We start from the raw sequence: 24,574 nt of genomic DNA, 5'->3' as shown, positions 1-24,574 counted from the left end.
CCCACCCGGCCCTCGTACCGACGCCGAACCACTCAGCCTGTCTGCGAATGGGGGCCACGTCACGGCATTCGGCTGACGCACGTTGCTGTGAGTGGGAAGATTCCGATCGTGGAATCGTCGGTCTTCATCTCTCTCGGCAGCCTCGTCCTCGGCTCCGGTCTGACGTTCGGGCTCGAGGTGCTGCGCCACAAGCGCACCCGGAACGACACGGTGCAGGACGCCCGACGGCTGGAGCGTTCCCAGGCTTACGTCGACTTCCTCAACTCCGCTCATGATGCAGCGCACTTGCTGGGGCGTTCCACTCCCGGGTGTCCGAATCCGTTGGACGCAGACGGCGCTGTCTACTGGACTCTCGACAGCGACGTGACCCGGCGCCTCCGCGTGATCGAAATCGTCGGCGCCGAGGCCGTGACAGGCGCTGCGCGGATGTTGCGGGCGGCGCTGGACGACTTCCGGGCAGCGACGACGCGTCCGGGCATGGTCTACGCCACCGACGAGTACTGGCACGAGTACTCGAACGTCGCGCGACATCGCGATTCATTCATCGAGAGCGCTCGGCACGATCTGCGGACGACCAGCTGAAGCCGTAACCGTGGGGCACCAGGCCGCGGCTTAAAACTCGTCGTCGACGTACGTCGGCCGGGCGACGCGCATCCCGGCGAGGGCCAGCGGGATGCCGGTGAGGGCGAGCAGGGCGAGCACGAGGGTCCAGCCGCCCGTCGCGTCGTGCACCACGCCCACCAGGAAGGGGCCGATCGCGGCCAGCGCGTAGCCCACGGACTGCACGAAACCGGACAGCTGGGCGGTCACCGACGGGTGCCGGGTCCGGGCGGTGATCATCGCGATGGCGAACGGGAAGGCGAGGCCGGCATAGCCGAGGACCAACGCCCACAGCCACGGAACCGTCGCGGGCGCGACGAGCAGCCCGGTGTAGCCGAGGACGAGCAGGACGCCGAACGACAGCGCGAGGACCTGCAACCCGCGTCCGCGCTCGATCACCGTGGGCAGCGCCAGCGCGCCCGCGATGCCGACGCTGGACAGCAGCGCCTGCAGGGCGCCGGCGTGCGACGCCGAGATGCCGGCGTCCCGGTAGACCTGGGGCAGCCAGCCGAACTGCACGTAGGCATGCATCGACTGCACGCCGAACAGCACGGTCAGCGCGACCGCGGTCGGGGAATGAGCCACCCGGCCGCTCGGCGCGGCCCCGACGACCCGGTGCTCGGTGGGGGACCGGCGCTCGCGGAGGGCCAGCCAGCCCCACAGGGGCAGCGCGACGGCGGCGAGGACTCCCCACATGCCGAGACCGGCACGCCACGAGCCGCCGGCCTCCGTGGCCGGCGCGGTCGCGAGGGAGCCGATGGTGCCGCCGACGACCAACCCGGTGCCGTAGACCGTCATCAGGGCGACGGCGTGCCCGTGCGCCTTGATCCAGGCGGGCACCAGCACGTTCCCCACCGCCATGCCGGCGAGGCCGACGACGGTGGGGACCAGGAACGCCGGGACGCTGTCGGTGCTGACCCGCAGGAGCAGGCCGAGGGCCGCGACGGCGAGGCCCACCGCGACGCCGGCGGTCATGCCGACCTTCCGGGCGAAGGCGACGGACACCGCGCCCACCAGGCCAAAGACCAAACCGGGCAGGCCGGTGACGGCGCCGGCGACACCGGCGCTCATGCCGAGCCCGAGGCGTACCTCCTCGAGCACCGGCCCGATCGAGGACGCGCCGGGACGGAGGTTGATCGAGACGAGCACCACGGCAGCGAACAGGACGGCGAAGGGCACGGCGCCGCCGCGCGGGCGGGCGTCAGCGTCGGGCACGTGCACCGACTCTAGGGAGCACGAGGAGTGCGCCCAGGACGAGGGTCGCGACGACGACGAACGCCAGCGCCGTCCCCTGCCCGCTGGCCTGACGCAGCACCATGCCGCCGACGAGCGCACCGATCCAGACGACGATCCCGGAGCCGACCGCGGCCGGCGGCCGGCGGCTGGCGGCGAGGGCCGCCCAGGCGAGGAGCGTCCCGGCCAGGAACGGCCACGCCGTCTGCCACCAGCCGTCGACGGTCACGGCGCCGTGGTGACTGTAGCGCCCGAGCACCGCGAAGACGCCGACGAGGAGGAGGTCGACGGCGAGCCACATGGCGCCACCCTAGGCAGCACTACGCTCGGGCCATGACGTCGACCACCCTCCCCGCCCCGCGGGTGGCGCGGCGGCGGGTCGCCCGGGAGGTCCGGGCCGGCGTGCACTGGGGCGTTGCCCACGGCCTCCCGACGCTGGTGCTGCGGCGAGCCGCCGACCGCGGCGACCTGCAGGCGCAGCTCGTGCTGGTCGGGTCGCGGGGCACCGACGAGGTCTTCGACCTCGTCGAGGAGATCCGCGCGCGCGGCCCGCTCTACCGTTCCCGGCTCGGCTACGTCACCGCGAGCCACGCCGCCGTCCGGCAGGTGCTCACCAGCGACGACTTCCGCACCGGGCTCCCGACCAGTGACGGAGCGCTCGGCAGGGTCGTGCGCTGGGCGGCGCCGACCACGCTGCACCCGGTCGAGCCGCCCTCCCTCCTCGTGAGCGAGCCGCCGGACCACACCCGCTACCGCCGCCTCGTGACCCGCGTCTTCACCATGCGCGCGGTGGAGCGCCTGCGCGAGCGGACCGAGGAGATCGCCGCGGGCCTGCTCGACGCCCTCGAGCAGCGCGCCGCCGACCCCGTCGACCTCGTGGAGCGCTACTGCGCCCAGCTCCCGGTCACCGTGATCGCTGAGGTGCTGGGAGTGCCCGAGGAGGAGCGTCCCCGCGTGCTGGACTTCGGCTCGCACGCCGCGCCCAGCCTCGACCTGGGCCTCGACTACCGGCGCTACCGGTCGGTGTCGCGGGCGCTGCGGCAGTTCGACGCCTGGCTCGGCGACCACCTCGACCGGCTGCGCCGTGCCCCCGGCGACGACCTCCTCAGCGAGCTCGTCGCCGTCCGCCACGAGGGCGAGGGCCTCACCCAGACCGAGCTCAAGGCGACCGCCGGGCTGGTGCTGGCCGCGGGCTTCGAGACCACGGTCAACCTCCTCGGCAACGGCATCGCCTTGCTCCATGACCACGCCGCCGAGCGAGCCCGCGTCACCGCCGACCCGTCGCTGTGGGCCAACGTCGTCGAGGAGGCGCTGCGCCTCGATCCGCCGGTGCTGCTCACCGGGCGGATGGCCGTGCGCGACACCGAGGTCGGCGGCCAGGAGGTGCGGGCCGGCTCCATGGTGACCGCGATCCTCGGCGGCGCGAACCGCGATCCCGCGGTGTTCGCGGAGCCGCTGCGCTTCGACGTCGGGCGCCCCAACGCCCGCGACCACATCGCCTTCTCCGCCGGACGGCACCACTGCCTGGGCGCCCAGCTCGCCCGGATGGAGGGCGAGGTGGGGCTGCGCGCCATCTGGCAGCGCTACCCCGACCTGCGGCTCGAGCCCGGCGGGCGCCGCCGGGAGACCCGGATCCTGCGCGGCTTCGAGCGGCTCCCGGCGACGCTGCGGCCCTGAACGCGCCGCGGGGCCGCCGGGCGGGATACCGTCCCCCGGTGCCGAACCGGAGAGCAGTCCGCCTGCTCGTGCTGCTGCTGACCGCCGGGCTGCTCCACGCCGCCGCTCCGGCGACCGCGGACGACGCGCGGGACTGGGTCCCGCGGCCCGTCCTGGACCTGGACTTCCCCGACCCGGCGGTCGTCGCCGCACCCGGGGGCCTCGTCGCGTACGCCACCGGCGACCGGGTCCCGCATGCCTGGTCACGCGTCGCCGGAGGCCCCTGGCGGCGCGAGCCGAGCCTGCTGACGCACCGTCCGTCGTGGTCGCGCGAGGGCGGCGTCTGGGCGGTCGACGTGGCGCGCGTGCGCGGCCGGTGGCTGCTCTACTACGCGACCCCCGTGCGCGGGATGGGCGAGCACGGCCGGTGCATCGGCGTGGCGCGGTCCAGGTCGGCGCGCGGCCCGTTCCGGCCCGTGGGCAGCGCCCCGCTGGTCTGCCCGTCGTACGCCGGCACCCCGGCGGCGCAGGACCCGCTGCTGCCGCGCGATCCCACGCTGCCCCGGGCCGGGGTGATCGACCCGTCGTGGTTCCGCGACGCGGACGGGTCGGCGTACCTGCTCTACAAGACCGACCGCATCCCGTCCACGGTGCGGATCGTGCCGCTCACCCGCGACGGGCAGTCGGTGCGGACCGGGACGACCAGCCTGGAGCTGGTCCGGTCCGCCGGCGTGATCGAGAACCCGGTGCTCACCCGCCGTCCGGAGGGCTACGTGATGCTGGCCTCGGAGGGCGACTGGACCCGCTGCGAGTACCGCACCCGCTGGCTGCGCTCGGCGAGCCTGCTCGACTGGACGGCGGCCGAGAGCGGGATGCTGCTCGACGCCGCGACGACCGGCCTCTGCGGTCCCGGCGGCGCCGACCTCCTCGAGGAGCCCGGGGGGCGGACGCTGGCGTTCCTGCACGGCTGGACCTGCCGCGGCACCGCGCTGCCCTGTGTGGGCACCGGCAAGTGGGACCACAAGCCCCGGCAGCGCGGCCGCCGGTCGATGTACGCCGCCCGGCTCGGCTGGGCGGACGGTGTGCCGCAGGTCACCGGCTGGCTCCGGCCGCGCTGAGCCGGCCAGCCCTAGGCTCGGGCCATGGCTTCGGAGTGGGACGCGCACACCGCGCTGGCGGCTGAGGGCCCCGGCCTGCACGGCGCCGAGCTGGACCGCGGCTGGATGGTCGGCGGCGGCGTGAACGGCGGGTACCTGCTGGGGATCCTCGGCAAGGCGGTCGCGCGAGCCGTGCCGGCCAAGCCGCACCCGCTGGCCGTGAGCGCCCACTACCTGTCCGCCTCGAGACCGGGCCCGGCCCAGGTCTGCACGCGCGTGCTGCGCGAGGGCGGCTCCGTGGCGACCGTATCCGCCGAGCTCCAGCAGGAGGGCGGCACGCGTCTCACCGCCCTGGCGACCTACGGCGACCTGGGCGCGATGCCCGACGACGTGGCCACGACCGCCGAGGAGCCCGACTTGCCCCCGCTGGAGGACTGCGTCCCCGGGTCGATGGCACCCGAGGAGGTGCTGCGGACGGCGCCGCTGATGCAGCGCTTCGACATGCGCTTCGACCCGGCGTGCGTCGGGTGGACGACGGGCCGGCCCAGCGGCCGCGGCCACATCCGGGCGTGGTTCCGGCTCGCCGACGGCCACGAGGTCGACCCGGTGGGCCTGCTGATGGTCTGCGACGCGCTGCCACCGGTCACCTTCGACCTCGGCCGGCCGGGCTGGGCGCCGACGCTCGAGCTCACGGTCCACGTGCGCGCGGTGCCGGCGCCGGGCTGGCTCAGGGTCTCCCACCGCACGCGCAACGTCGCGGGCGGGATGTTCGAGGAGGACTGCGAGGTCTGGGACGCCGCCGGCCGGCTGGTGGCGCAGAGCCGCCAGCTGGCGATGCAGCCCCGCGCCTGACTCAGTCGAACCAGCCGCGGTCCATCGCGACGATCCAACGTCGGCGCGGGTGCTCGGTCACCGACCAGATCCGGTCGGTGGAGGGCCAGTAGGACAGGTCCTCCGGCCCCATCGGCAGCGCCCAGCGGCGTTCGCGCATCGAGCCCGGCTGCCCCGAGCACACCGACCCCGGCATCCAGCGGCCGTGGGAGACGCTGACGTGGTAGCGCCCCGACGCGACCACGACGCCCTGCATCTGGCGGACCCCGCCCTCGTCGACGGCCACCGGGCGGGAGTAGCCGTCCTCCCCGGTCGAGAGCTGCCACGTCGCCGGGTCCAGGCGGTAGCGCGCCAGCCGGGTGGTGCCGGCGGCGGACCGCCCCGCGGCGTACTCGCCCGCGACCAGCGCCGGCGGGTCCGAGCGCCGGTCGAGGGAGGCGAAGGAGTAGCGCAGCTGCTGGTGGCCCTCGTCGGTGTACGCCCGGTAGGTGAAGCGCACGGGGAGGACGTAGCGGTGGCCGAACGAGTGCACGCTCATGCCCTCAATCCCGAACCGGTCCGGATGGCCGTCGTCGCCGGGGACCCGCATGATGTCGTCGACCCGGGCGGTGACGAAGCCGCGGCTGGTGGCCGCGACGTGGAGGTAGGCGCCCGCCCAGACCACGCCGCCGGCATGGATGCCCGTCGGCCGGAGCGTGAGGGTGCCGGCCTGGTCGAGGACGGGGGAGACCAGCAGGACGTGGCGGTACCTGCCGGAGTCGAGGTCGACGAACGTCACCCGCGACCCGCGCTTCACGCGGTCCCGGCCCGTGGAGTACCAGGTCGTCACCAGCAGCCTGCGGCCGCCGACGTCCTCGGTGTCGGAGGCGTCGGCGCTGGTGGAGATGCCTTGCGGGTACCACTGCACGTCACGCTCGTCGTGGGCGTCCCAGCGGTACGCCTCGCGCACGGCTCGACCGAGCAGGCGCGGCACGACGCGGGCGGGCCGGATGCGGTGCCCGAGGTCGTCGAGCAGCCCGTCCAGCCCGGCCGGCTCGCCCAGGACCGCCTCGAGCGCCGCGATCTCCCGCACGTTCTCGTCCGTGCGCCGCAGGTGCACGCCCTGCACGTGGGGCGGCTCCGACGCGGTCATGGAGCCACCGTAGGCCTTGCCGCGACCAATGGGTGAGAGCATGTCCCCGTGCAACGCCACCCGCTCTTCCTGTCCGTCGTCTGCGTGATGCGCAACGCGTCCGAGGACCTCGAGAACGTCCTGACCCGCCTCGGCGATGAGCTCGGCGCGCTGGTGAACGACTACGAGATCGTGGTGGTCGACAACGCCTCCGACGACGACAGCGTGTCGCGGCTGCAGGATCTCGTGGGAGAAGGGGGGCTGCCCAACATCCAGGTGTACGCGTTGACCAACCAGGTCTCGCGCGACGCCGCCACCTGGATGGGGATCGAGAGCGCCCTCGGTGACTACGTCGCCGCCATCGACCCCCTGCGCGACGACGTCGCGGTCTTGCGGCACATGCTCCAGCGGGCGGTCAGCGGGGACGATGTCGTCTTCGCCACCGACGAGAACCCGGACAAGGACCCTCGCGGCTACCGCGTGGCGCGTGGGGTCTTCGAGCGGCTCTACCGCTCGTTCACGGGCGTACGGCTGTCCCAGGAGGCGCCCACCCTCCGGCTCGTCAGCCGAGCCGTCATCAACTACGTCATGCACCACCCCCAGCCCGCGATCTCCTACCGCTTGCTGCCCGCCACAGGTGGGTTCATCCGGTCGTACGTCACCTACTCCTCCCGCCCGGTCGCGGCCGACCACCGGTCCGTGCTCGACGGGTTCGACCGAGGCATGCAGATCCTCGTATCGACCTCGCGGGCACCACTGCGTGCGGTGACGATGCTGTCGCTCTTCGGTGCCGCGGCGAACATGGTCTACGCCGCGTACGTGCTGGTGGTCGCCATCGTGAAAGACAACGTGGAGCCAGGCTGGGTGAGCGTCTCGCTCCAGCAGTCCGGGATGTTCTTCCTCATGTCGCTGGTGCTGCTGGTGCTGGGCGAGTACATCCTCCACATGGCGGCATTGTCGAACGAGACGCCCGACTACCACGTGGCGCGCGAGTTCACCAGCGCACAGGTCAGCAGCCGCGAACGGCTGAACGTCGAGAAGGTCGTCCACCTCGCGCGCCCACCGCACGATGAGTGACGCGGCCGCACCCCCACGGGGCGGCACGTGGGACGCGGTCGTGGTGGGGGGCGGGTTCTACGGGGCATGCATCGCCGCCTACCTCGTCCGACGACGGGGGCTGGAACGGGTGTGCGTGGTCGAGAGGGAGCCACGCCTGCTCAGCCGCGCGTCGTTCAACAATCAGGCGCGCGTGCACAACGGCTACCACTACCCGCGCAGCTTCACCACGGCGTTCCGCAGCCGGGTCAACCTGCCGAGGTTCGTCGCGGACTGGCCGGACGCGGTGAAGCGCGACTTCACCAAGACCTACGCCATCGCGCGCCGCAACTCCAAGGTCACCTCGAGGCAGTTCGTCCGGTTCTGCCGCGAGATCGGAGCGTCCCTCCGTCCGGCAGACGAGGCGGTCGCGTCCCTGTTCGCGCCGCGGCTGGTGGAGTCGGTCTTCGACGTGCAGGAGTGGGCGTTCGACGCATCCGTCCTCGCGGCGTGGGCTCGCGAGGAGCTGGCGAGGTGCGGGGTCGAGGTGCGGCTGTCGACGCGAGCGACGGCGGTGAGGCGCGCGTCGGAGCACGAGCTCGTCGTCCACGTCGAGTCGGGCGAGGAGGGTGTCCGGACCCCCGGCGGCGCCACGGCGGCCGAGGACATCCTGGTGACCCGGTTGGCCTTCAACTGCACCTACGCAGGGCTGAATCAGATCGCCGGCGACTTCGGCGGTGTGCGCACCGGTCTCAAGCAGGAGATCACCGAGATCGCGCTGCTCGACCTGCCCCACCCGCTCCGCGACATCGGGGTCACCGTCATGGACGGGCCGTTCTACTCGATGATGCCCTTCCCCGCCAGGCAGCTGCACACGCTCACGCATGTGCGTTACACGCCGCACCTGCAGTGGGTCGACCGACCGGGCATCGACCCCTACGGCCGGCTCAGCGACTACGAGGGTGGGACCCGGGCGGCGTGGATGCTGCGGGACGTCGCTCGGTACATGCCCGGCATCGCGGACGCGTCGTACGTGGAGTCCCTGTTCGAGGTGAAGACCGTGCTGATGAAGAATGAGGCCAACGACGCCCGGCCGATCCTCTTCGAGAGCAACGCCGACCTCCCGGGCTTCTTCTCGGTGCTCGGCGGCAAGATCGACAACATCTACGACGTCCTGGAGGAACTCGATGCCTACGCCCTGTGACCCCCCGCGCCTGCCACACGCAGGCACGAGCGGCGCCCCCCGGCTCAGGGGCTCCCGCTCGTGACGTCGGCGCTCATCGGGCACTCGGGCTTCGTCGGGTCGACCCTGAAGCGGCAGCGGGGCTTCGAGCACCAGTTCCGGTCGTCCGACATCGCGGGTATCGACGGTGGGGCCTTCGAGACGGTCGTCTGCGCCGGGGCGCCCGCGCAGAAGTGGAAGGCCAACGCCGATCCCGACGCCGACCGTCGGACCATCGACGGCCTCATCGAGCACCTCGACCGCGTCACGTCCGAGCGGTTCGTGCTCATCAGCACCGTCGACGTCTTCGGTGACCCCACCGGGGTCGACGAGTCGAGCGTGGTGCGGACCGACGGACTCCACGCCTACGGCGCCAACAGGCGCCGGCTCGAGGAGTTCGTGCAGGAGAGATTCGATCGCCACCTGGTCGTGCGACTGCCGGGCCTCGTGGGCCCGGGCCTGCGGAAGAACGTGATCTTCGACCTGCTCCACGACAACAATCTGGACGCCGTCGACTCGCGCGGCGTGTTCCAGTTCTACCCGATGGTCAACCTGTGGTGGGACATCGACTCGGCGCTCGGGGCCGGCCTGTCCCTGGTGCACCTGACGGCGGAGCCGGTCGACGTCGCCACCGTCGCGCGGCTCGGCTTCGGGCGCCCCTTCGAGAACCACCTCGCGCGCCCCGTGGCCCGCTACGACTTCCGCACGCGGCACGCGGACGTCGTCCGCGGAACCGGCGACTACCACTACTCGGCCGCCGACACGATCATGGCCGTGAGGTCCTACGCGCAGAGCGCCGCAGCGGCCGCGGAGCCGGCCTCATGAGGATCAGCATCTCCAACATCGCGTGGGCGCCCGAGGACGACCAGCGGGTCGCCGCCCTGCTCCGCGAGCGCGGGATCGACGCCGTCGACGTCGCGCCGGGCAAGTACTTCGAGGACGTGACGACCGTGTCCGACTCCGAGGTCGCGTCGGTCAGGAGCGCCTGGGACGCGCGCGGCCTGGAGATCGTCGGGATGCAGTCGCTGCTCTTCGGGACCGCTGGTCTCAACCTGTTCGGTCCCCCGTCGGTCAGGGCACGGATGATCGACTACCTCGACGCGGTCTGCCGCGTGGGTGGCGGGCTCGGAGCACGGCACCTCGTCTTCGGGTCGCCGCGCAACCGCGACCGTTCCGGCCTCGCCGACGACGCGACGGATGCCATCGCCGTTGAGTTCTTCCGGCAGCTCGGTGACCGAGCGCAGCGCCACAGGGTGCGCATCACGCTCGAGCCCAACCCGGAGGCCTACGGAGCCAACTTCATGACGACGTCGTCGGAGACCGCTCGCATCGTCCGGCTCGTGGCCCACGAGGCGATCCGCATGCAGCTCGACCTGGGGGCCTGCGCCATGAACGAGGAGGACGTGCCGCTCGTCGTGGACGAGGTGGCCGACCTCGTGGGTCACGTCCACCTCAGCGAGCCGGGCCTGGCCCCCTTGGGCGACGGTGCGAGCGATCACCGCCGAGCGCCGGCAGCGCTGCGGGCCGCCCTCGCCGATCGGGTCGCCTGCATCGAGATGGTCATGACGACCGACGAGCCGGCGACCGCGTCCGTGGAGCGGGCCGCGGACTTCGCCGTCTCGACCTACGGGGGTGCCGCGTGAGGTGGGTCCTGCTGCTCAGCGGCATCCTGTCCAACGCCGCCGCGAGCCTGCTCGTCAAGCGGGCGGTGACGGCGCCACGGACGATGCCGTCCCTGTCCGACCCCGTGGCCGCCCTGCTCAACTGGCCCTTCTGGACCGGCTTGTTCCTCTACGGTGCCGCGTTCCTGGTCTACGCCGCGTCACTCACGAGCCTGCCGATCAACGTCGCCCACCCCATCCTCACGTCCGGGGCCATCGCGGCAGTGGCGATCGGGTCGGTGGTCTTCTTCAGAGAGCCGCTGCCGGTCTCGACCGTCGTCGGCATCCTGCTGGTGGTCGCGGGCGTGACCCTGATCTCACTCAAGTCCGTCTAGGGGGACCGATGGCACACGACCGCACGAACTGGCAGGTCCCCGCACACCGGGTCGAACGGTGGGAGGGCCGTCGTCACGACTACTGCGTCGTGGTCCCGGTGATCAACGAGGGGGAGCGCATCGCCTCGCTGCTGCACCGCATGGCGGCGCTGGGTGTCCCGGACACCGCCGACGTCATCATCGCCGACGGCGGGTCGACGGACGGGTCGCTGTCGCCTGCGCTCCTCGACGAGACGATGGTCTCGGGCATGTTGCGGAAGACGGGTCCGGGCAGGCTGAGCGCCCAGCTGCGCTGCGCCTACGCCTTTGCGCTCGACGAGGGCTATGACGGCATCGTCACCATCGACGGCAACGACAAGGACGACCCCTCTCCGATCGCGGCGTTCGTCGCAGCTATGCGGGAGGGGGTGCACTTCGTGCAGGCGTCGCGCTTCGTCCCCGGGGGGACGTCGGTAAACACCCCCCGCCTTCGACACCTCGCGATCCGCTCGATCCACGCCCCCGTCCTGTCCCTGGCGTCCCGGCACCGCTGGACGGACACGACCCAGGGCTTCCGGGGCTACCGGAGCGAGGTCCTGCGCGACCCCCGCGTGGCGCCGTTCCGCGACGTGTTCCAGTCCTACGAGCTGCTCGCCTACCTGAGCTATCGCGTGCCTCGCCTGGGCTACCGCTGCGTCGAGCTGCCCACCAGCCGGGTCTACCCCCAGGGGGAGGTTCCCACCAAGATCAGCGGCCTGTCCGGCAACGTCGACCTGCTCCGGACGCTCGCCCGCGCCTGCACCGGCAGGTACAACCCGTGAGGCACGCTGTGGCTGACCGGTCGGCGCGCACACCGGTCGCTCCGGCTGCGGGCCTTCTCGGGCGCTTCGCCGCCGCCGTGCACGGCACGTTGGCCGGCGTCCTCGTCGTGGCGGCCGCGCTCAGCGTGCAGCCGGCCCAGCACTTCACCGGGCTGGTGGCGGGTGGGCTCTCCTTCGGTGGCGGCCGCAAGGGCGGCGACGTCGTCGCGCTGCCCCTCGGCGTGGTCGCCGGGGTGCTCGTCGGCCTCGCCGTCACGGCGGCCCTCAGCGCCCAGACCGACGCTCGACGACGTGCTGGCCTCGCCACGCATCTGCTCTGGTGGGCGTGCCCGGGCGCGGTCGCCCTGGGCGCTCTCGCCCTCGGGCTCAGCCTCTCCGCGAGCATGGTCGGGCTGGCGGTCGTCGCGGGTCTCGCGATCTCCCTCGAGACGCTCCTGACCCGGCGCGCCGGGACTGTCCTGACGCCGCTGGCGGCATCCACCTCGGTGCTCGGGTGCCTGCTCTGGGCCTTGGTCCCGGTCGCTATGACCGCCGCGCTCTCCCGTACGACGCTCGGGGTGGCGGAGCTCGTGGCCGATCTGCCCCTGCCGGCTCTCGTCGGGGCCTTCGGCGCCGGAGCTGCGATCCATGAGCTGTGGAGGGCCCGGCGGGGCGATGGCGCCGAGCCGGTGCGGCGGTGGTTCGTCGGCCTGCCGCAGTGCGCCATGCCGCTGCTGGTGCTCGCCCTGCAGCCGGCACGGCTGCGGCTTCCCGATGGATCGGTCGACACCTACGACTCCAGCCCCGGGCTGATGATCTTGTGCTGGATCGTCGCAGCAGCCGGCGTGGTCCTCTGTGCGCTGCGCCTGCGCCCTCGCGCCGGGGCGGACGAGCGCGACCAGGGCGGACGGCCGCTCTCGCCGGCAGCAGCGCTGCCGATCCTCCTGGCCGCCATGTACGGCGCCACGCGCCCACCCGTCGTCAGCCCGGACGACTACCACTACGGCGAGGCGCTCATCGGCTGGTTCCGCTACCGCGCGGGCGAGCTCCCGTACATCGACCACCAGCCCGCCCACGGGTTGGCGCAGGACGACGCCGCGGCGCTCCTTGCCTCCCTGTTCTTCGACGGGTCCGCCGCCGCACACACGGAATCGGTCCGCCTGTTCTCGGCGCTGCTCGCCGCGGTGATCTTCCTGGTCGTCCTGTGGGCGAGCGGCAGCCTGGTGCTCGCCGGCCTGGTGACGGTCGTCGGGGCCGGACCCACCGTCAGCGGGCTGCCGCCCCTCAGCGGTCTCACGTGGGCGTTCCTGGTTGCCGTCGGCTGGCTCCTGGTGTCGCCGCGACTGCGCGCCCGTCCGCAGTGGTGGCTCGTCGTCTGGGTGGTCGGGACCCCGGTGCTCGTGCTGGCAGCGCCGGCCCAGGGGTTGGTGCTTGCGATCGCCGCCGGCGCTCTGGCCGTGAAGTCGGCTGTTGATCTGCTCACCAGCGGCGGGATCGCACGGCTGGCGCTGCCGGCCGCCGCCGTGGCGTTGGTGGGACTCCTCGCCGTGATGACGCCGCTCGGTGCCATGCTGGCGGCCGCTCTGACGTACGTCCTCAGCAACGCGGAGGTCAATACGGCGGCGTACGGCATCCCGTGGGACCCCGTTCTCGTCGGCGGCGGCGGCACACCGTTGCTCGTGGACGTGCTCCGCATGCTCTGGGTGGTGGGCCTCGTGCTGTGCAGCCTCGTGGCGCTGGCGGAGCTCCGCGCCCGCCGGTGGCGCGGCGAGGTGCTTGCTCGGACCGTCTTCCTGGCCCTGTTCGTCGGCGGCGTGCTGCCCTACGTCATGGGACGCGTGGACCCCGGCGGCGTGTCCCGCGCCGGCCTGATGACGTCGTTCGTCCTCGCCCTGGTGATCCCGGCTCTGGTGTGGGGTCGTCTCCGCCCGAGCGGCCGCGCAGCGCTGGCCCTCGGACTCCTCGCCGCCGCCTCCGGCCTCTTCGGGTGGGTCGTGCAGCCGGCCAGCGTGCTCGCGGCGGCGCAGCCGTTCGTCGCGTCGGGCGATCTCGTCGACGGCTCCGAGGTGGGCCTGCCCGGCTGGGGCCGCGCCGCACCCGGGGATCCGCTGAACCTCGACCAGACCGTCCGCCTGGGCCGCATCCTCGACGAGGAGCTCGCCCCAGGAGCGCCCTACTACGACGCCACCTCGCGCAACGCGCAGTACTACTACCTCGGCCGGCGCCCGGCGGTGAAGGTGACGGCTGCCTACAACGCCCCCCTCCCGGCCGACCAGCGCAGGACCATCCGTGAGCTCCGCCGGTCCCGTCCCCCGGTCGCCGTGCTGCTCCAGCCGCTCGGGAACATCGTCCATGACGGTGGCGGGCTCGCCCTGCGCACACCTCTCCTCGCCCGCTACCTCGAGAGCGCCTACACCCCCTACGAGCAGGACGGCTTCATCCTGGGTCTGCGCGGGCGGAAGCCCCCTCAGAGTGCCGACCAGCCGGTGAGCCTGTCGCTCGACGACACCTCCGACGCCGAGTGGGACCGCGGAGTCTCCCGGACCTCGTCGGCCGTCCGGCTCGCCGACCCCGCAGCCGCCCTGGTCCTCGAGGACGGGGCGACCCTCGTCCTCCCCGACGGCTCGAGCAGGCGCGTCACCTCGCGGGCGGCGGGCGGCGTGATCGGCCTGGACCGGCGCCTTCCCGACGCCCTGTCTGCGGCTGCCGACCGCACGGTCACCGTCGCCGCCGGCGACGTCGACCGGCAGCGCTACCACGCGTGGCTCTTCGAGCGGGCGTTCGGACGCGAGGACCTCGACCGCCTGCCGGCGTCGTGGGGAGGGTCTCTCGACTCGATCGACGGCATCTCGGAGCTGTCGGAGGTCGACGGCTCGGGGCGGCTCGACCTTGCCTCGCCCTCCTTCACGGTGCCGCTGCCGGCGGTCGCGGATGGTCGCCGGGCCGGCCTGGTCGCATTCGACGTGGGGTGCGAGGCCGAGGTCCCGGGCGCGACGCCGCCGGTCGTCCGCTTGTCCTGGGAGGCGCCGAGCACCTTCGGCGACGCTCCCGGTCGGACGTTCGACGCCGTCCCCGGGCGCCAGCTCGTGCCGCTCGACTCGTCGGCGTTCTGGCGCGCCTCGCGCCGGGTCGACGCCCTCACGTTCACGGTGCTCGACGCGGCCGGGTGCCGGGCGGTCGAGGTGTCGGATGTGTCGCTGTGGGAGCGGCGCGACTGAGTCGCAGGCCCCTCTCCCGCGGGCGTGAGGTGGCAGCATGGGGCTGTGAGGGCAATCTTCTTCGACGAGGACGACGCGCGGGCGGTCGTGGCGCGGCTGCGGGCCGACGGGTTCGAGGCGCGCCTGGAGCGGGAGCGCCTGGCAGGGGAGGACGACGACGAGGACCACCCCTGGGCGGTCCTGAGCGACGCCCCGGGCTTCATGCTGGAGGTGCTGGTCGACACCCACGAAGGGTGGCTCGACGAGGAGGACGCCCGCCCGGACCTCGGAACCGAGGCGGCGCCGGTCCCGCCGGCGCCCGTCGACCTCCCGGACGCGCCCCGACGCCTCAAGCGGGCCTGACCCACGTCCTGCGGCCGGTCGGTCCCGTGCTGTCGGTGACGGCTCCTAGGCTGGCGGCATGACCGACCGCCGCATGCTGCTCGTCCACGCCCACCCCGACGACGAGTGCATCAACAACGGCGCCACCATGGCGCGCTACGTCGACGAGGGCGTCGGCGTCACCCTCGTCACCTGCACCGCCGGCGAGATGGGCGAGGTCCTGGTGCCCGAGCTGGCCCACCTCGCCTACGAGGAGCAGGGCGGTCTCGGCGAGCACCGTCGCGGCGAGCTCGAGGAGGCGATGAAGGTCCTCGGCGTCACCGACCACCGCTTCCTCGGCGGGTTCGGCCGCTTCCACGATTCCGGCATGGCCTGGCACCCGGAGGGCCACGCCGTTCCCGCCGAGACCATCCCCGACAACGCGTTCTGGACCGCCGACCTCAACGAGGCCGCCGACGAGCTCGTCACGGTCGTCCGCGAGGTCCGGCCGCAGGTGCTCGTCACCTACGACCAGTTCGGCGGCTACGGCCACCCCGACCACATCCAGGCCCACCGGGTGGCGATGTACGCCGCGCTGCTCGCGGCGGCCCCGTCCTACAAGCTCGAGCTCGGCGCGCCTCACGACGTCGCGAAGATCTACTGGACCGCGATGAGCGAGTCGCGCATGCGCGACAGCCTCCGCCAGCTCCGCGAGGCGGGCGACACCGAGACGTTCAAGGGCCTCGAGCCCGACGGCAAGCTGCCGCCCTTCGTGACCCCCGACGAGCTCATCAGCGCCCGGGTCGACGGCTCCGCCACGGTCCAGCGCAAGATGGACGCCCTGGCCAAGCACCGGACCCAGGTCGAGCCCGACGGCGAGTTCTTCTCCGGCGCCGAGAGCGGCCACTCGTGGTGGGCGGAGGAGTTCTACCGCCTGGTCAAGGGCACCCCGGGACCGGTGGACGCCGACGGGTTCGAGGAGGACCTCTTCGCCGGGCTGTGAGCGTCCCCGGGGTCACGATGCGCCTCGCGAGCCTCGCCGCCGTCCTGCTGGTCGGCGTGGTGTCCGGCGGCGCCGGCACGGTGCTGCACCAGCGGTGGTGGGGGCTGCTGCTCGCCGTCGCCACCGCGCTCGTCGTGCTGGCGTGGCTGCCGGCGGGTGGTCTCCGGCTGGCCTTCGCCCTGGCCTGGTGCGTGCCCGTCCTGCGCGGCGCGCTGGCGCGACCGGCGGGCGGGCACCTGATCTCCGCCGACGCGGCCGGGTTGTCGTTCCTGGGGGCGTCGGCGGTGCTGCTGGGGGCGGCGCTGGCCACCGTCGGCGGAGCACGGAGCACCGGTCGTGGGCGCGCCGAGGATCCGCGGGTTCCGGGACCCGCCTCCTAGACTCGCCGCGTGCCGACGAAGCAGAGCAGCGCCGCCCAGCCCCGCGAGAGGGCGGGCGGCAGGGTCGTCCTGTGGCTCCTCCTCGGGCTCGTCGTCCTGTTCGGCGGGCTGTACGTCGCTGCGCACTACGCAGCCGGCGACAAGGTGCCGCGCAACACCACCGTCTCCGGGGTCGGCATCGGCGGGCACCCCCAGGGTGAGGCCGCCGAGCGGCTGCGCGCCGGCCTGGCCGAGCGGGTCGCCCGCGACATCGAGGCGACCATCGGGGGCGAGCGGGTCGCCGTCGACCCCGCCGAGCTCGGGCTCAGCGTCGACTACGAGGCCTCGGTCGAGGAGGCCGGCGGCGAGACGAGCTGGGACCCGGTCCGGCTCTGGAACTACTTCACCGGCGGTGAGGAGCTCGAGGCGGAGGTCGTCGTCGACGACACGGCGTACAACGCCTACCGCGCCCGCCTCGACGAGCAGCACGGCGTGGTCGCGCGCGACGGCGCGATCACCTTCGCCGGCGGCCGGATCGAGACCACCGCCGCCCGACCCGGCCGCGCGCTCGACCCCAGTGACACCCTCGCCGTCCTGGAGGAGGCCTTCCTCGACGAGCGGCCCGGCGTGGTGGACCTCGAGATGTCCGAGGTCGAGCCCGACATCGACGCCTCCGACGTGCAAGAGGCTCTCGACGGCTTCGCCTCACCCGCCGTCGCGGCGCCCGTCACGCTGAGCTTCGAGGGATCCGACGTCACGGTCGCCCCGGCCGACTACACCGCCGCGCTCGCCCTGGTGCCCACCGACGGCGAGCTCGTGCCAACGCTCGACGCGGCGAGGCTGACCGAGGTGGTCGGCGGCCTGGTCACCGCCGGCGCCCCGGTGGACGCCAGCGTCGCGCTGGTCGGCGGGCGGCCGCAGGTCGTGCCGGCCAAGCCCGGCGTCACCTTCGACGCCGAGCAGCTCGAGTCGGGCTTCCTCGACGTGGTGGCAGCCCCGCAGGGCGAGCGCACGCTCGAGCTGGCCGCGAAGGTCGCCCGGCCAGAGTTCACCACCAAGGAGGCCCGGGCGCTGCGGGTGCGCGAACGGGTCTCGACGTTCACGACGTACTACCCCCACGCGGAGTACCGCAACGTCAACATCGGTCGCGCCGCGGAGATCATCGACGGCACCCTCCTCAAGCCGGGCGAGACGTTCTCGCTCAACGACACCGTCGGTGAGCGGACCGTGGAGAACGGGTTCACCAAGGGCTACGTCATCAGCGACGGCATCCTCGTGCAGGACCTCGGCGGTGGTGTCTCGCAGATGGCCACGACGCTCTTCAACGCGATGTTCTTCGCCGGGCTCGAGGACGTCGAGCACAAGCCGCACTCCTTCTACATCGACCGCTACCCGGTCGGCCGGGAGGCGACCGTGGCGTGGGGCTCGGTGGACCTCCGCTTCCGCAACGACACCCCCTACGGCGTGCTGATCGACACCCAGGTGACCCCGTCCACGCCGTCGTCGTCCGGCGTGGTCACCGCGAGCATGTACTCCACGAAGTACTGGGACATCACGACGACGACGGGCGAGCGCTACAACATCACCCGTCCGCAGACGCGGCGGATCGACGACCTCACCTGCCACCCCAACCAGGGCTACGGCGGCTTCGACATCGACGTGGTGCGCTACTTCGAGCCGGTGGGGGAGAACACCGAGACCCGCGACGACGAGGTCTTCCACACCACCTACACCCCCAGCGACACGGTCATCTGCACCAACCCCGACGCCGTCGACGAGTGACCTACGGCGCGAGCCGGTGCAGGTCCCGCGGTCGTCGCGAGAGGATCCGGCCCGCCCGCGGGCGGCGGCAACCGGATCACCGCGCGACGAGGTAGCGGTTGGTGTGGTGGGTGACGAAGCCGTGCCGCTCGTAGAGCGCACGCGCTGCGTCGTTGGCCGTCTCGACGTGCAGCATCGCGGTCCGCGCGCCGCGGGAGGCGCCCCAGTCGAGAAGCTCGGCCAGCACGGCGGTGGCGAGGCCGCGTCGCCGGTGCGCGGGGTCGACGACGAGTCCCTCGACGAGGAGCCAGTCGCCGGACAGCACGCCGGTGCCCGTCGCCGTACCGCCCGCGGCCGCCGCGGTCGCCCGGTCGGCCGCCTCGTCGAGCTCGACGGGCACGCCGGGTGCGGCGCCGCGCAGCGACCGCAGGGCGCGCGGCACCGACGCCAGCTGGGCGTGGGAGTCGCCGTCGCCCATCGGTGTGAAGCCGAGGCCCGCCAGCGTCGCCTCGACCGCCGAGCCGAGCTGCACCTGCACCAGCGGCGTCTGCTCCAGGGCGGTGTAGAACTCGCGGACGCGCCACACCGCGTCGGCCCAGCCGATCCCCGGCTCCTCCATGGCGAGCGCGGAGTTGCCGCGACGTCGCAGCCGCCCGCGGTGCGGCGGAGCGGCGCGCAGCAGCCAGGCGCCGAGCGGCTCGGTGGTCGACGAGGCCCACAAAGCCGAGACGTGCTCCTCGCACTCCCGGGCGCTGACCCGCCCGCGCACCGACGCCCGCGGCGGCACCGGCTTGCCGGTGACCACGTCGGCCAGTGCGATGACGACCGGGCCGTGGCCCTCGCGCTCGACGGTCAGGGACGCTTCGCCCCACGCCGTGCAGGTGCCCAGGACGTCGGTCGCCCGGCCGTCGGGGAGCAGGTGCCGCACCACGACCCGCCGGCCCACGACGTGGGGTCCCAGTGAGTGCATGCCCGTGCGCACGCCCGTGGTCGTCTCGCCTGCATGGGGTTCTGACGCCGCTGGCATGCCCGGATACTAGAGTGGGACCGCTCGACCGTCGTTTCCCCATCCGTGCCCAGGAGGACCTGGTGACCTACGTCATCGCCCAGCCGTGCGTCGACCTCAAGGACCGCGCGTGCGTCGACGAGTGCCCCGTCGACTGCATCTACGAGGGCAAGCGGATGCTCTACATCCACCCCGACGAGTGCGTCGACTGCGGTGCCTGCGAGCCGGTCTGCCCGGTCGAGGCGATCTTCTACGAGGACGACACCCCGGAGGAGTGGAAGGGCTACTACGACGCCAACGTGCACTTCTTCGACGACCTCGGCTCGCCGGGTGGTGCCGCGAAGATGGGTGTCATCGACGCCGACCACCCGATGGTCGCCGCCCTGCCCCCGCAGGAGCACGACGAGTGACCCCGGTCCGGGCCGACGGCCCGGTGTCGCGGCGTCTCCCGGACTTCCCCTGGGACAAGCTCGCGACGTACGCCGCGACGGCGCGGGCCCATCCCGACGGCGTCTGCGACCTGTCGGTCGGCACTCCCGTCGACCCCACGCCCGCCGTCGTGCAGGACGCGCTGCGGGCGGCCGCGGACTCACCGGGCTACCCCACGACCATCGGGCTCGAGGCCACCCGGCAGGCCGCGATCGACTGGCTGGGCCGCCGCCACGGCGTGCGCGGCCTCGGGCTGGACGGCGTCCTGCCGGTCACCGGCTCCAAGGAGCTGATCGGCTCGATGGCGCTGCACCTCGGCATCGGGCCGGGTGACCTCGTCGGCTACCCGGCGCTGGCCTACCCGACCTACGAGGTCGGCGCCGCGCTGGCCGGGGCCGACAGCCTGGCCACCGACTCGCTGACCGCGTTCGGCCCGCGCACGCCGCGCCTGCTGTGGCTCAACAGCCCGGCCAACCCGACGGGTCGCGTGCTGCCGCTCGAGCACCTGCGCAAGGTGGTCGAGTGGTGCCGCGAGCGCGGCACCATCCTGGTCTCCGACGAGTGCTACATCGAGTGCGCGTGGTCCGACGACCCCGCCGAGCGGCCGCTGTCGGTCCTCGACCCGCAGGTCACCGGCGGCTCGCTCGAGGGCGTCCTGGCCGTCCACTCCCTCTCCAAGCGCTCCAACCTCGCCGGCTACCGCTGCGCCTTCCTGGCCGGCGACCCGGCGCTCGTCGGCGAGCTGCTCGCCGTCCGCAAGAACCTCGGCCTGCAGATGCCCGGGCCGCAGCAGCGCGCGATGATCGCCGCCCTCGGCGACGACACCCACGCCGACGAGCAGCACGCGAGGTACGCCGTGCGCCGCGCGGCGCTGCGGGGCGCGCTCGAGTCGGCCGGCTTCCGGGTCGACCACTCCGAGGCGTCGCTCTACCTCTGGGCCACCCGGGGCGAGGACTGCTGGGCCACCGTGGCGGACCTCGCCGAGCAGGGCGTCCTGGTGGCCCCCGGCGAGTTCTACGGCTCCGCCGGACGCGAGCACGTCCGCGTGGCGTTCACCGCGACCGACGAGCGCGTCGCCGCCGCGGCTGCGCGGCTGTCCGCCTGAGGCCCGAGCCCCGGTCGGCGTCAGTCGAAGACGTCCACGTGCACGTGGTCGCGGTGCTCCAGGATCGCCCGGTCCCCGCCGGACGACGCCGGCACGCGGTAGTCGGACCAGCCGTCACGCCACTGCGCGCCGGCCCGCCAGATGCGGTCGTCGAAGATGACCGTCCTGACGTCGAGCCGGTCGGCGTTCGCGACCAGGTAGGACGCGACGGCCCAGCCGCGCTTGCGGTTGTCGGCGGTGACGGGCCGGAAGAACACGTCGATCGCCCGGCCCTCGTAGTGGGCCGAGCCCTCCATGTGGCCGCTGGACACTCCGCCGGGCTCGAAGCCGCCGAGGGACAGCGTCCCGAAGCGGGCCTCGAGGTCGCGACGTACGGCGGCGGCCCGGGGCACCAGGCCCGACTCGTCGAGGTCGTCGCTCGCCTCGTCGGCGTCCCCCGGCACGTCGCACCAGAAGGCGCGCGGCGAGTTGCCGGTCAGGGCGGAGGCGATCGCCCGCCCGTCCTGCTCGTGGTCGGCGTACGCGTCGGGGAAGGCCGAGCGCTGCACCTCCTGGGCGGCGACCGTGATCTCCATCGACTCGTAGCCCTCGACCTTCTCCAGCGCGTCGTAGAACGCGTTCGTCGCGTAGACCGGGTCCATCAGCTGGCCGACCGTGCCCCAGCCCTGTGACGGTCGCTGCTGGAAGAGGCCGACCGAGTCCCGGTCGCCGTAGTCGATGTTGTAGAGCTTCGACTCCTGGTAGGCGGTCGCCAGCGCGATGCTCGCGGCGCGGGCGGGCATGCCGCGCTGGATCGAGACCGCGGTGATGAGGGAGGCGTTCTCGGCCTGCTCGAGGTCGATCTCGACGGTGTGCCCGTCGACCTCGGCCGTGCAGCCGCTGGGGTCGAGCAGCGTGGGCACGCCGCCGCGGTCGACCAGCACCAGGGCGGTCGCCGCGGCCCCGAGCGCGACGACGGCACCCACCACGACGGTGCGGACGGACGGCACGGTCGGTCCTACTGGTTGGCGTGCAGCGCTGCGTTGAGGGCGATGCCCTCGCCCTTCCACGGCACCGCCTCGACGGCGCCGCTCACCGAGTTGCGCCGGAACAGCACGTTGTCGACGCCCGAGAGGCTCGCCGCCTTCACGACCGCCGGCTTGCCGTCCATGTCGGAGATCGTCACCTTGGTGCCGGCGGTGACGTAGCAGCCGGCCTCGACCACGCAGTCGTCGCCGAGCGAGATGCCGATGCCGGCGTTCGCCCCGATGAGGCAGCGCCGGCCGACGGAGATCGTCTCCTTGCCGCCACCGGACAGGGTGCCCATGATCGATGCGCCGCCGCCCACGTCGGAGCCGTCGCCCACGACGACCCCGGCGGAGATACGACCCTCGACCATCGAGGCGCCGAGCGTGCCGGCGTTGAAGTTCACGAAGCCCTCGTGCATCACCGTCGTGCCCTCGGCGAGGTGCGCCCCGAGCCGCACGCGGTCCGCGTCGGCGATGCGCACGCCCGAGGGCATGACGTAGTCGACGAGCCGCGGGAACTTGTCGACGCCGTGGACGGTCACGTGCTGCCCCGTGGCGCGCAGCCGGGCGCGGGTGGCCTCGAAGCCCTCCACCGCGCAGGGTCCGGCCGAGGTCCACACGACGTTGGCGAGCAGGCCGAAGATCCCGTCGAGGGACTGGCCGTGCGGCTGGACGAGCCGCGTCGAGAGCAGGTGCAGCCGCAGCCAGACGTCCTCGGTCGACGACGGCGCCTCCGCGAGGTCGTCGATCTCCACCAGCCGCACCTCACGGCGTACGCCGCGGGCGTCGTCGGGGCCCTCCAGCGCGGTCAGCTCCGCGGGGGCGTCGCCCTCGGTCGCGCCAAGGACGGGGGAGGGGTACCAGGCGTCGAGGACGGTGTCGCCCGAGAGGGTCAGCAAGCCGTAGCCGGAAGCAGCAGTCACGCGGGCAAGGGTACGGAGGGCGCCCCCACGACCCGTCGACCGGCTGGCTCCTGGCTGCCCCGTGGCTGCCTACTGGCCGGCGCGGCCGTCGATGCACTCCCGCACGAGGTCGGCGTGCCCGCAGTGGCGGGCGTACTCCTCGATCATGTGGACGACGATGTCGCGGACCTCGGTCGGCTCGCCGTGCACGTCGACGATCGTGTCGAGGTCGGTGCGGTCGAGGACCTCCCTGGCGTACGCGATCTCCGACTGCCACAGCGCGTGGCTGGCGCGCACGAGGTCGTCGTCGACGTCCGGGAAGTCGAAGCCGGCGTCCTCGTCGTCGCCGGCGAACAGCCGCGGCAGCTCCGTCCGTGCCTCGATGATCCGACGGAACCAGCTCTGCTCGACTCGCGCCATGTGCCGCACCAGGCCGAGCAGGGAGATGTTCGAGGGGGGCACGGCCTTTGTGGCGAGCTGCTCGGCGCTGAGCCCGTCGCACTTGAGGGCCAGCGTCTGGCGGTAGTGCTCGAGGTAGCCGAGGAGGCAGTCGCGCTCACCGCGCGTCGGCCCCATCTGCATCCGCGGGTCCTGGTCGGCGGGGAGCCACATGCCGTCGTGTCCGGGGTGCGCCATGGCACCACCCAACCGCACCCCCCTCGGGGTAGTCCACCGGGAAACGGCGGGCGGACCGGCCCTCCCGCGACCGTTTCCGGGTGGACTACCAAGGCCCCCCGCCTCGGGGTAGTCCACCGGGAAACGGCTCGCCGACCGGCTGTCCAGCGACCGTTCCCCGGTGGACTACCACCCGCGGGGAAGCGGTCCTGTGGACAACCGACCGGGCGGGGTCGTGACGGGGAAGGCTCGCCGTGTGTTCGAGCCCGCCCCCTTCCACCAGCGACGGCCGCGACTGGTCGCCCCCGTCCGGGTCGATCCGGCCGGGCGGGCCGGGCCGACGCGCGGGCAGGCGCGGGGCCCGCGGTGGCGGCAGTCGAGCCACGGGCTGTACGTGCCGGCGCACGTGGAGCCGACCACCGAGCAGCGGATCGTCGAGGCGGCCGCGGTGCTGCGGGACGGCGAGGCAGTCACCGGGTGGGCGGCACTCAGGTGGCGGGGCGCGGCGTGGTTCGACGCGACCGCGGGCGGTCGGGTGCCGCGGCGCGTGCCTCTGGTCGCGACGCGCGACCGTACGGCGCAGCCCGGCATCGCGATCAGCCAGGAGTTCCTGCACCCGGACGAGGTCGAGGTGCTCGACGGTCTGCCGATCACCACGGCGCTGCGCTCGGTGGTCTTCGAGGTGCGGCACGTCAGTTCCCTCGCCGACGCGGTGGTGGCGCTGGACATGGCCTGCTACGCCGACCTGGTGAGCCTCCCCGAGGTGTCGGCGTACCTCGAGGCCCTCGGTCCGGTGACGGGCATCCCGCGGGCCCGCGACGCCGTGGCGCTGGCAGACGAGAACTCGTGGTCGCCCCAGGAGACGCGGATGCGCGGCGTCTGGACGCACCAGGCCGGGTTGCCGCGGCCGCTGTGCAACGCGCCGGTCTTCACCCTCGACGGCCGCCACGTCGGCACGCCCGACCTGCTCGAGCCCCGGCTCGGGCTGGTGGCGGAGTACAACGGGGCCGACCACATCAGCCTCGCCGGGACGGCGGCCGACGTGAGGAAGGAGGCGGCGTACCGCGGCCTCGGGCTGGAGTGCGTCACCATGCTCGTCACCGACTGGGCGGACCTCGACGACTTCACGGCGCGGCTGCTCGCGGCCGCCCGCCGGGCGCGAGCCTCGAGCGGTCCTCGCGCGTGGACGGTCGAGCCGCCGGCGTGGTGGACCCCGACCGACACCGTGGCGCGCCGCAGGGCGCTCGACGGCCACCAGCGCGACCGCGTCCTGCGGTACCGGCGTACCGCCTGAGCGACAGTCCACCGG

25 protein-coding genes are annotated in these 24,574 nt (G+C 73.2%); 18 read left to right on the top strand and 7 right to left on the bottom strand.

Translation table 11 applies throughout. The features are described 5' to 3' along the window. The first annotated feature begins 108 nt into the window (after positions 1-108). The gene (locus J3P32_RS04040) at positions 109-582 is read left to right on the top strand and encodes a hypothetical protein (RefSeq protein WP_210438558.1); all 474 of its coding nucleotides are present in this window, start codon (positions 109-111) and stop codon (positions 580-582) included. A gap of 30 nt (positions 583-612) precedes the next feature. Here the strand turns inward: J3P32_RS04040 and J3P32_RS04035 are convergent, their stop codons facing one another. Beyond that, entirely contained in the window at positions 613-1,815 is a 1,203-nt protein-coding gene (locus tag J3P32_RS04035) for an MFS transporter (RefSeq protein ID WP_210438557.1), read from the bottom strand. After that, positions 1,802-2,134 carry a DUF3054 domain-containing protein gene (locus tag J3P32_RS04030; protein ID WP_210438556.1) on the bottom strand — a complete coding sequence of 111 codons (333 nt, stop codon included), beginning with the start codon at positions 2,132-2,134 and terminating at the stop codon, positions 1,802-1,804. Before J3P32_RS04030 ends, J3P32_RS04035 begins: the two co-directional genes overlap by 14 nt. A 32-nt stretch (positions 2,135-2,166) precedes the next feature. Between J3P32_RS04030 and J3P32_RS04025 the strand changes: the two genes are divergently transcribed. The 3 genes from J3P32_RS04025 to J3P32_RS04015 are packed head-to-tail and all read left to right on the top strand — an operon-like array spanning position 2,167 to position 5,438. Continuing rightward, the gene (locus tag J3P32_RS04025) at positions 2,167-3,510 is read left to right on the top strand and encodes a cytochrome P450 (protein ID WP_210438555.1); all 1,344 of its coding nucleotides are present in this window, start codon (positions 2,167-2,169) and stop codon (positions 3,508-3,510) included. Between the two features lie 38 nt (positions 3,511-3,548). Further along, entirely contained in the window at positions 3,549-4,607 is a 1,059-nt protein-coding gene (locus J3P32_RS04020; RefSeq protein WP_210438554.1) for a family 43 glycosylhydrolase, read from the top strand. Between the two features lie 24 nt (positions 4,608-4,631). Next, positions 4,632-5,438: a thioesterase family protein gene (locus tag J3P32_RS04015; RefSeq protein WP_210438553.1), complete on the top strand. Its 807-nt coding sequence runs from the start codon at positions 4,632-4,634 to the stop codon at positions 5,436-5,438. A 1-nt stretch (position 5,439) separates the two neighbouring features. Here the strand turns inward: J3P32_RS04015 and J3P32_RS04010 are convergent, their stop codons facing one another. Then, a complete protein-coding gene (locus tag J3P32_RS04010; protein WP_210438552.1) occupies positions 5,440-6,549 on the bottom strand; it encodes a hypothetical protein in 1,110 nt (369 codons plus the stop codon). Positions 6,550-6,597: 48 nt separating this feature from the next. Here J3P32_RS04010 and J3P32_RS04005 point away from each other — a divergent pair, with 48 nt between their 5' ends. Genes J3P32_RS04005 through J3P32_RS03955 form a run of 11 tightly spaced genes read left to right on the top strand, consistent with a single transcriptional unit; the run spans position 6,598 to position 18,222 of the window. Next, positions 6,598-7,605 (top strand): glycosyltransferase, encoded by a 1,008-nt coding sequence (locus J3P32_RS04005; protein WP_210438551.1) that lies wholly within the window; start codon positions 6,598-6,600, stop codon positions 7,603-7,605. After that, positions 7,598-8,767, top strand: coding sequence for an NAD(P)/FAD-dependent oxidoreductase (locus J3P32_RS04000; RefSeq protein WP_210438550.1), 1,170 nt, complete (start codon positions 7,598-7,600; stop codon positions 8,765-8,767). Before J3P32_RS04005 ends, J3P32_RS04000 begins: the two co-directional genes overlap by 8 nt. A 60-nt stretch (positions 8,768-8,827) precedes the next feature. After that, a complete protein-coding gene (locus J3P32_RS03995; protein ID WP_210438549.1) occupies positions 8,828-9,610 on the top strand; it encodes an NAD-dependent epimerase/dehydratase family protein in 783 nt (260 codons plus the stop codon). Beyond that, positions 9,607-10,428, top strand: a complete 822-nt coding sequence (locus J3P32_RS03990) for a sugar phosphate isomerase/epimerase family protein (RefSeq protein ID WP_210438548.1) — start codon at positions 9,607-9,609, stop codon at positions 10,426-10,428. Before J3P32_RS03995 ends, J3P32_RS03990 begins: the two co-directional genes overlap by 4 nt. Continuing rightward, positions 10,425-10,781, top strand: a complete 357-nt coding sequence (locus tag J3P32_RS03985) for a DMT family transporter (protein WP_210438547.1) — start codon at positions 10,425-10,427, stop codon at positions 10,779-10,781. The genes J3P32_RS03990 and J3P32_RS03985 overlap by 4 nt, the downstream gene beginning before the upstream one ends. Before the next feature lie 8 nt (positions 10,782-10,789). Then, a complete protein-coding gene (locus tag J3P32_RS03980; RefSeq protein ID WP_210438546.1) occupies positions 10,790-11,581 on the top strand; it encodes a glycosyltransferase family 2 protein in 792 nt (263 codons plus the stop codon). Further along, a complete protein-coding gene (locus tag J3P32_RS03975) occupies positions 11,578-14,778 on the top strand; it encodes a hypothetical protein (protein WP_210438545.1) in 3,201 nt (1,066 codons plus the stop codon). The genes J3P32_RS03980 and J3P32_RS03975 overlap by 4 nt, the downstream gene beginning before the upstream one ends. A gap of 45 nt (positions 14,779-14,823) precedes the next feature. Further along, the gene (locus tag J3P32_RS03970; RefSeq protein ID WP_210438544.1) at positions 14,824-15,120 is read left to right on the top strand and encodes a hypothetical protein; all 297 of its coding nucleotides are present in this window, start codon (positions 14,824-14,826) and stop codon (positions 15,118-15,120) included. A gap of 58 nt (positions 15,121-15,178) precedes the next feature. Further along, positions 15,179-16,081 carry an N-acetyl-1-D-myo-inositol-2-amino-2-deoxy-alpha-D-glucopyranoside deacetylase gene (gene mshB / locus J3P32_RS03965; RefSeq protein ID WP_210438543.1) on the top strand — a complete coding sequence of 301 codons (903 nt, stop codon included), beginning with the start codon at positions 15,179-15,181 and terminating at the stop codon, positions 16,079-16,081. Then, the gene (locus J3P32_RS03960; RefSeq protein ID WP_210438542.1) at positions 16,078-16,461 is read left to right on the top strand and encodes a hypothetical protein; all 384 of its coding nucleotides are present in this window, start codon (positions 16,078-16,080) and stop codon (positions 16,459-16,461) included. Before mshB ends, J3P32_RS03960 begins: the two co-directional genes overlap by 4 nt. A gap of 9 nt (positions 16,462-16,470) precedes the next feature. Continuing rightward, the gene (locus tag J3P32_RS03955) at positions 16,471-18,222 is read left to right on the top strand and encodes a VanW family protein (protein ID WP_210438541.1); all 1,752 of its coding nucleotides are present in this window, start codon (positions 16,471-16,473) and stop codon (positions 18,220-18,222) included. A 76-nt stretch (positions 18,223-18,298) separates the two neighbouring features. Here J3P32_RS03955 and J3P32_RS03950 read toward each other — a convergent pair whose 3' ends face one another. Beyond that, positions 18,299-19,228: a GNAT family N-acetyltransferase gene (locus J3P32_RS03950; protein WP_210438540.1), complete on the bottom strand. Its 930-nt coding sequence runs from the start codon at positions 19,226-19,228 to the stop codon at positions 18,299-18,301. 62 nt (positions 19,229-19,290) lie between these two features. Between J3P32_RS03950 and fdxA the strand changes: the two genes are divergently transcribed. Both fdxA and dapC read left to right on the top strand, forming a co-directional pair. After that, entirely contained in the window at positions 19,291-19,617 is a 327-nt protein-coding gene (gene fdxA, locus J3P32_RS03945) for a ferredoxin (RefSeq protein ID WP_210438539.1), read from the top strand. Next, positions 19,614-20,741 carry a succinyldiaminopimelate transaminase gene (dapC, locus tag J3P32_RS03940; protein WP_307861575.1) on the top strand — a complete coding sequence of 376 codons (1,128 nt, stop codon included), beginning with the start codon at positions 19,614-19,616 and terminating at the stop codon, positions 20,739-20,741. The genes fdxA and dapC overlap by 4 nt, the downstream gene beginning before the upstream one ends. A 20-nt stretch (positions 20,742-20,761) precedes the next feature. Here the strand turns inward: dapC and J3P32_RS03935 are convergent, their stop codons facing one another. The 3 genes from J3P32_RS03935 to J3P32_RS03925 all read right to left on the bottom strand — a co-directional run bounded on the left by J3P32_RS03935 (position 20,762) and on the right by J3P32_RS03925 (position 23,286). Next, the gene (locus J3P32_RS03935; RefSeq protein WP_307861574.1) at positions 20,762-21,730 is read right to left on the bottom strand and encodes a hypothetical protein; all 969 of its coding nucleotides are present in this window, start codon (positions 21,728-21,730) and stop codon (positions 20,762-20,764) included. Between the two features lie 8 nt (positions 21,731-21,738). Beyond that, positions 21,739-22,671 (bottom strand): 2,3,4,5-tetrahydropyridine-2,6-dicarboxylate N-succinyltransferase, encoded by a 933-nt coding sequence (gene dapD / locus J3P32_RS03930; protein ID WP_210438538.1) that lies wholly within the window; start codon positions 22,669-22,671, stop codon positions 21,739-21,741. Between the two features lie 69 nt (positions 22,672-22,740). After that, a complete protein-coding gene (locus tag J3P32_RS03925; protein WP_246849868.1) occupies positions 22,741-23,286 on the bottom strand; it encodes a DinB family protein in 546 nt (181 codons plus the stop codon). A 235-nt stretch (positions 23,287-23,521) separates the two neighbouring features. Here J3P32_RS03925 and J3P32_RS03920 point away from each other — a divergent pair, with 235 nt between their 5' ends. Next, positions 23,522-24,559, top strand: a complete 1,038-nt coding sequence (locus J3P32_RS03920; RefSeq protein WP_307861573.1) for a hypothetical protein — start codon at positions 23,522-23,524, stop codon at positions 24,557-24,559. Positions 24,560-24,574 lie beyond the last annotated feature (15 nt).

It is taken from the genome of Nocardioides xinjiangensis, from assembly GCF_017916385.1.
GTDB classification, from domain to species: Bacteria; Actinomycetota; Actinomycetes; order Propionibacteriales; family Nocardioidaceae; genus Nocardioides; species Nocardioides xinjiangensis.
This window is presented reverse-complemented; position numbering and strand designations above follow the sequence as displayed.

What these genes read in the sequence shown, in the direction of transcription:
- J3P32_RS04000 (WP_210438550.1), top strand. Translation starts at nt 7,598, where the DNA reads ATGAGTGACGCGGCCGCACCCCCACGGGGCGGCACGTGGGACGCGGTC.
- J3P32_RS03990 (WP_210438548.1), top strand. Translation starts at nt 9,607, where the DNA reads ATGAGGATCAGCATCTCCAACATCGCGTGGGCGCCCGAGGACGACCAG.
- J3P32_RS04010 (WP_210438552.1), bottom strand. Translation starts at nt 6,549, where the DNA reads ATGACCGCGTCGGAGCCGCCCCACGTGCAGGGCGTGCACCTGCGGCGC.
- J3P32_RS04025 (WP_210438555.1), top strand. Translation starts at nt 2,167, where the DNA reads ATGACGTCGACCACCCTCCCCGCCCCGCGGGTGGCGCGGCGGCGGGTC.
- J3P32_RS04015 (WP_210438553.1), top strand. Translation starts at nt 4,632, where the DNA reads ATGGCTTCGGAGTGGGACGCGCACACCGCGCTGGCGGCTGAGGGCCCC.
- J3P32_RS03925 (WP_246849868.1), bottom strand. Translation starts at nt 23,286, where the DNA reads ATGGCGCACCCCGGACACGACGGCATGTGGCTCCCCGCCGACCAGGAC.
- J3P32_RS03950 (WP_210438540.1), bottom strand. Translation starts at nt 19,228, where the DNA reads ATGCCAGCGGCGTCAGAACCCCATGCAGGCGAGACGACCACGGGCGTG.
- J3P32_RS04030 (WP_210438556.1), bottom strand. Translation starts at nt 2,134, where the DNA reads ATGTGGCTCGCCGTCGACCTCCTCCTCGTCGGCGTCTTCGCGGTGCTC.
- J3P32_RS03980 (WP_210438546.1), top strand. Translation starts at nt 10,790, where the DNA reads ATGGCACACGACCGCACGAACTGGCAGGTCCCCGCACACCGGGTCGAA.
- mshB (WP_210438543.1), top strand. Translation starts at nt 15,179, where the DNA reads ATGACCGACCGCCGCATGCTGCTCGTCCACGCCCACCCCGACGACGAG.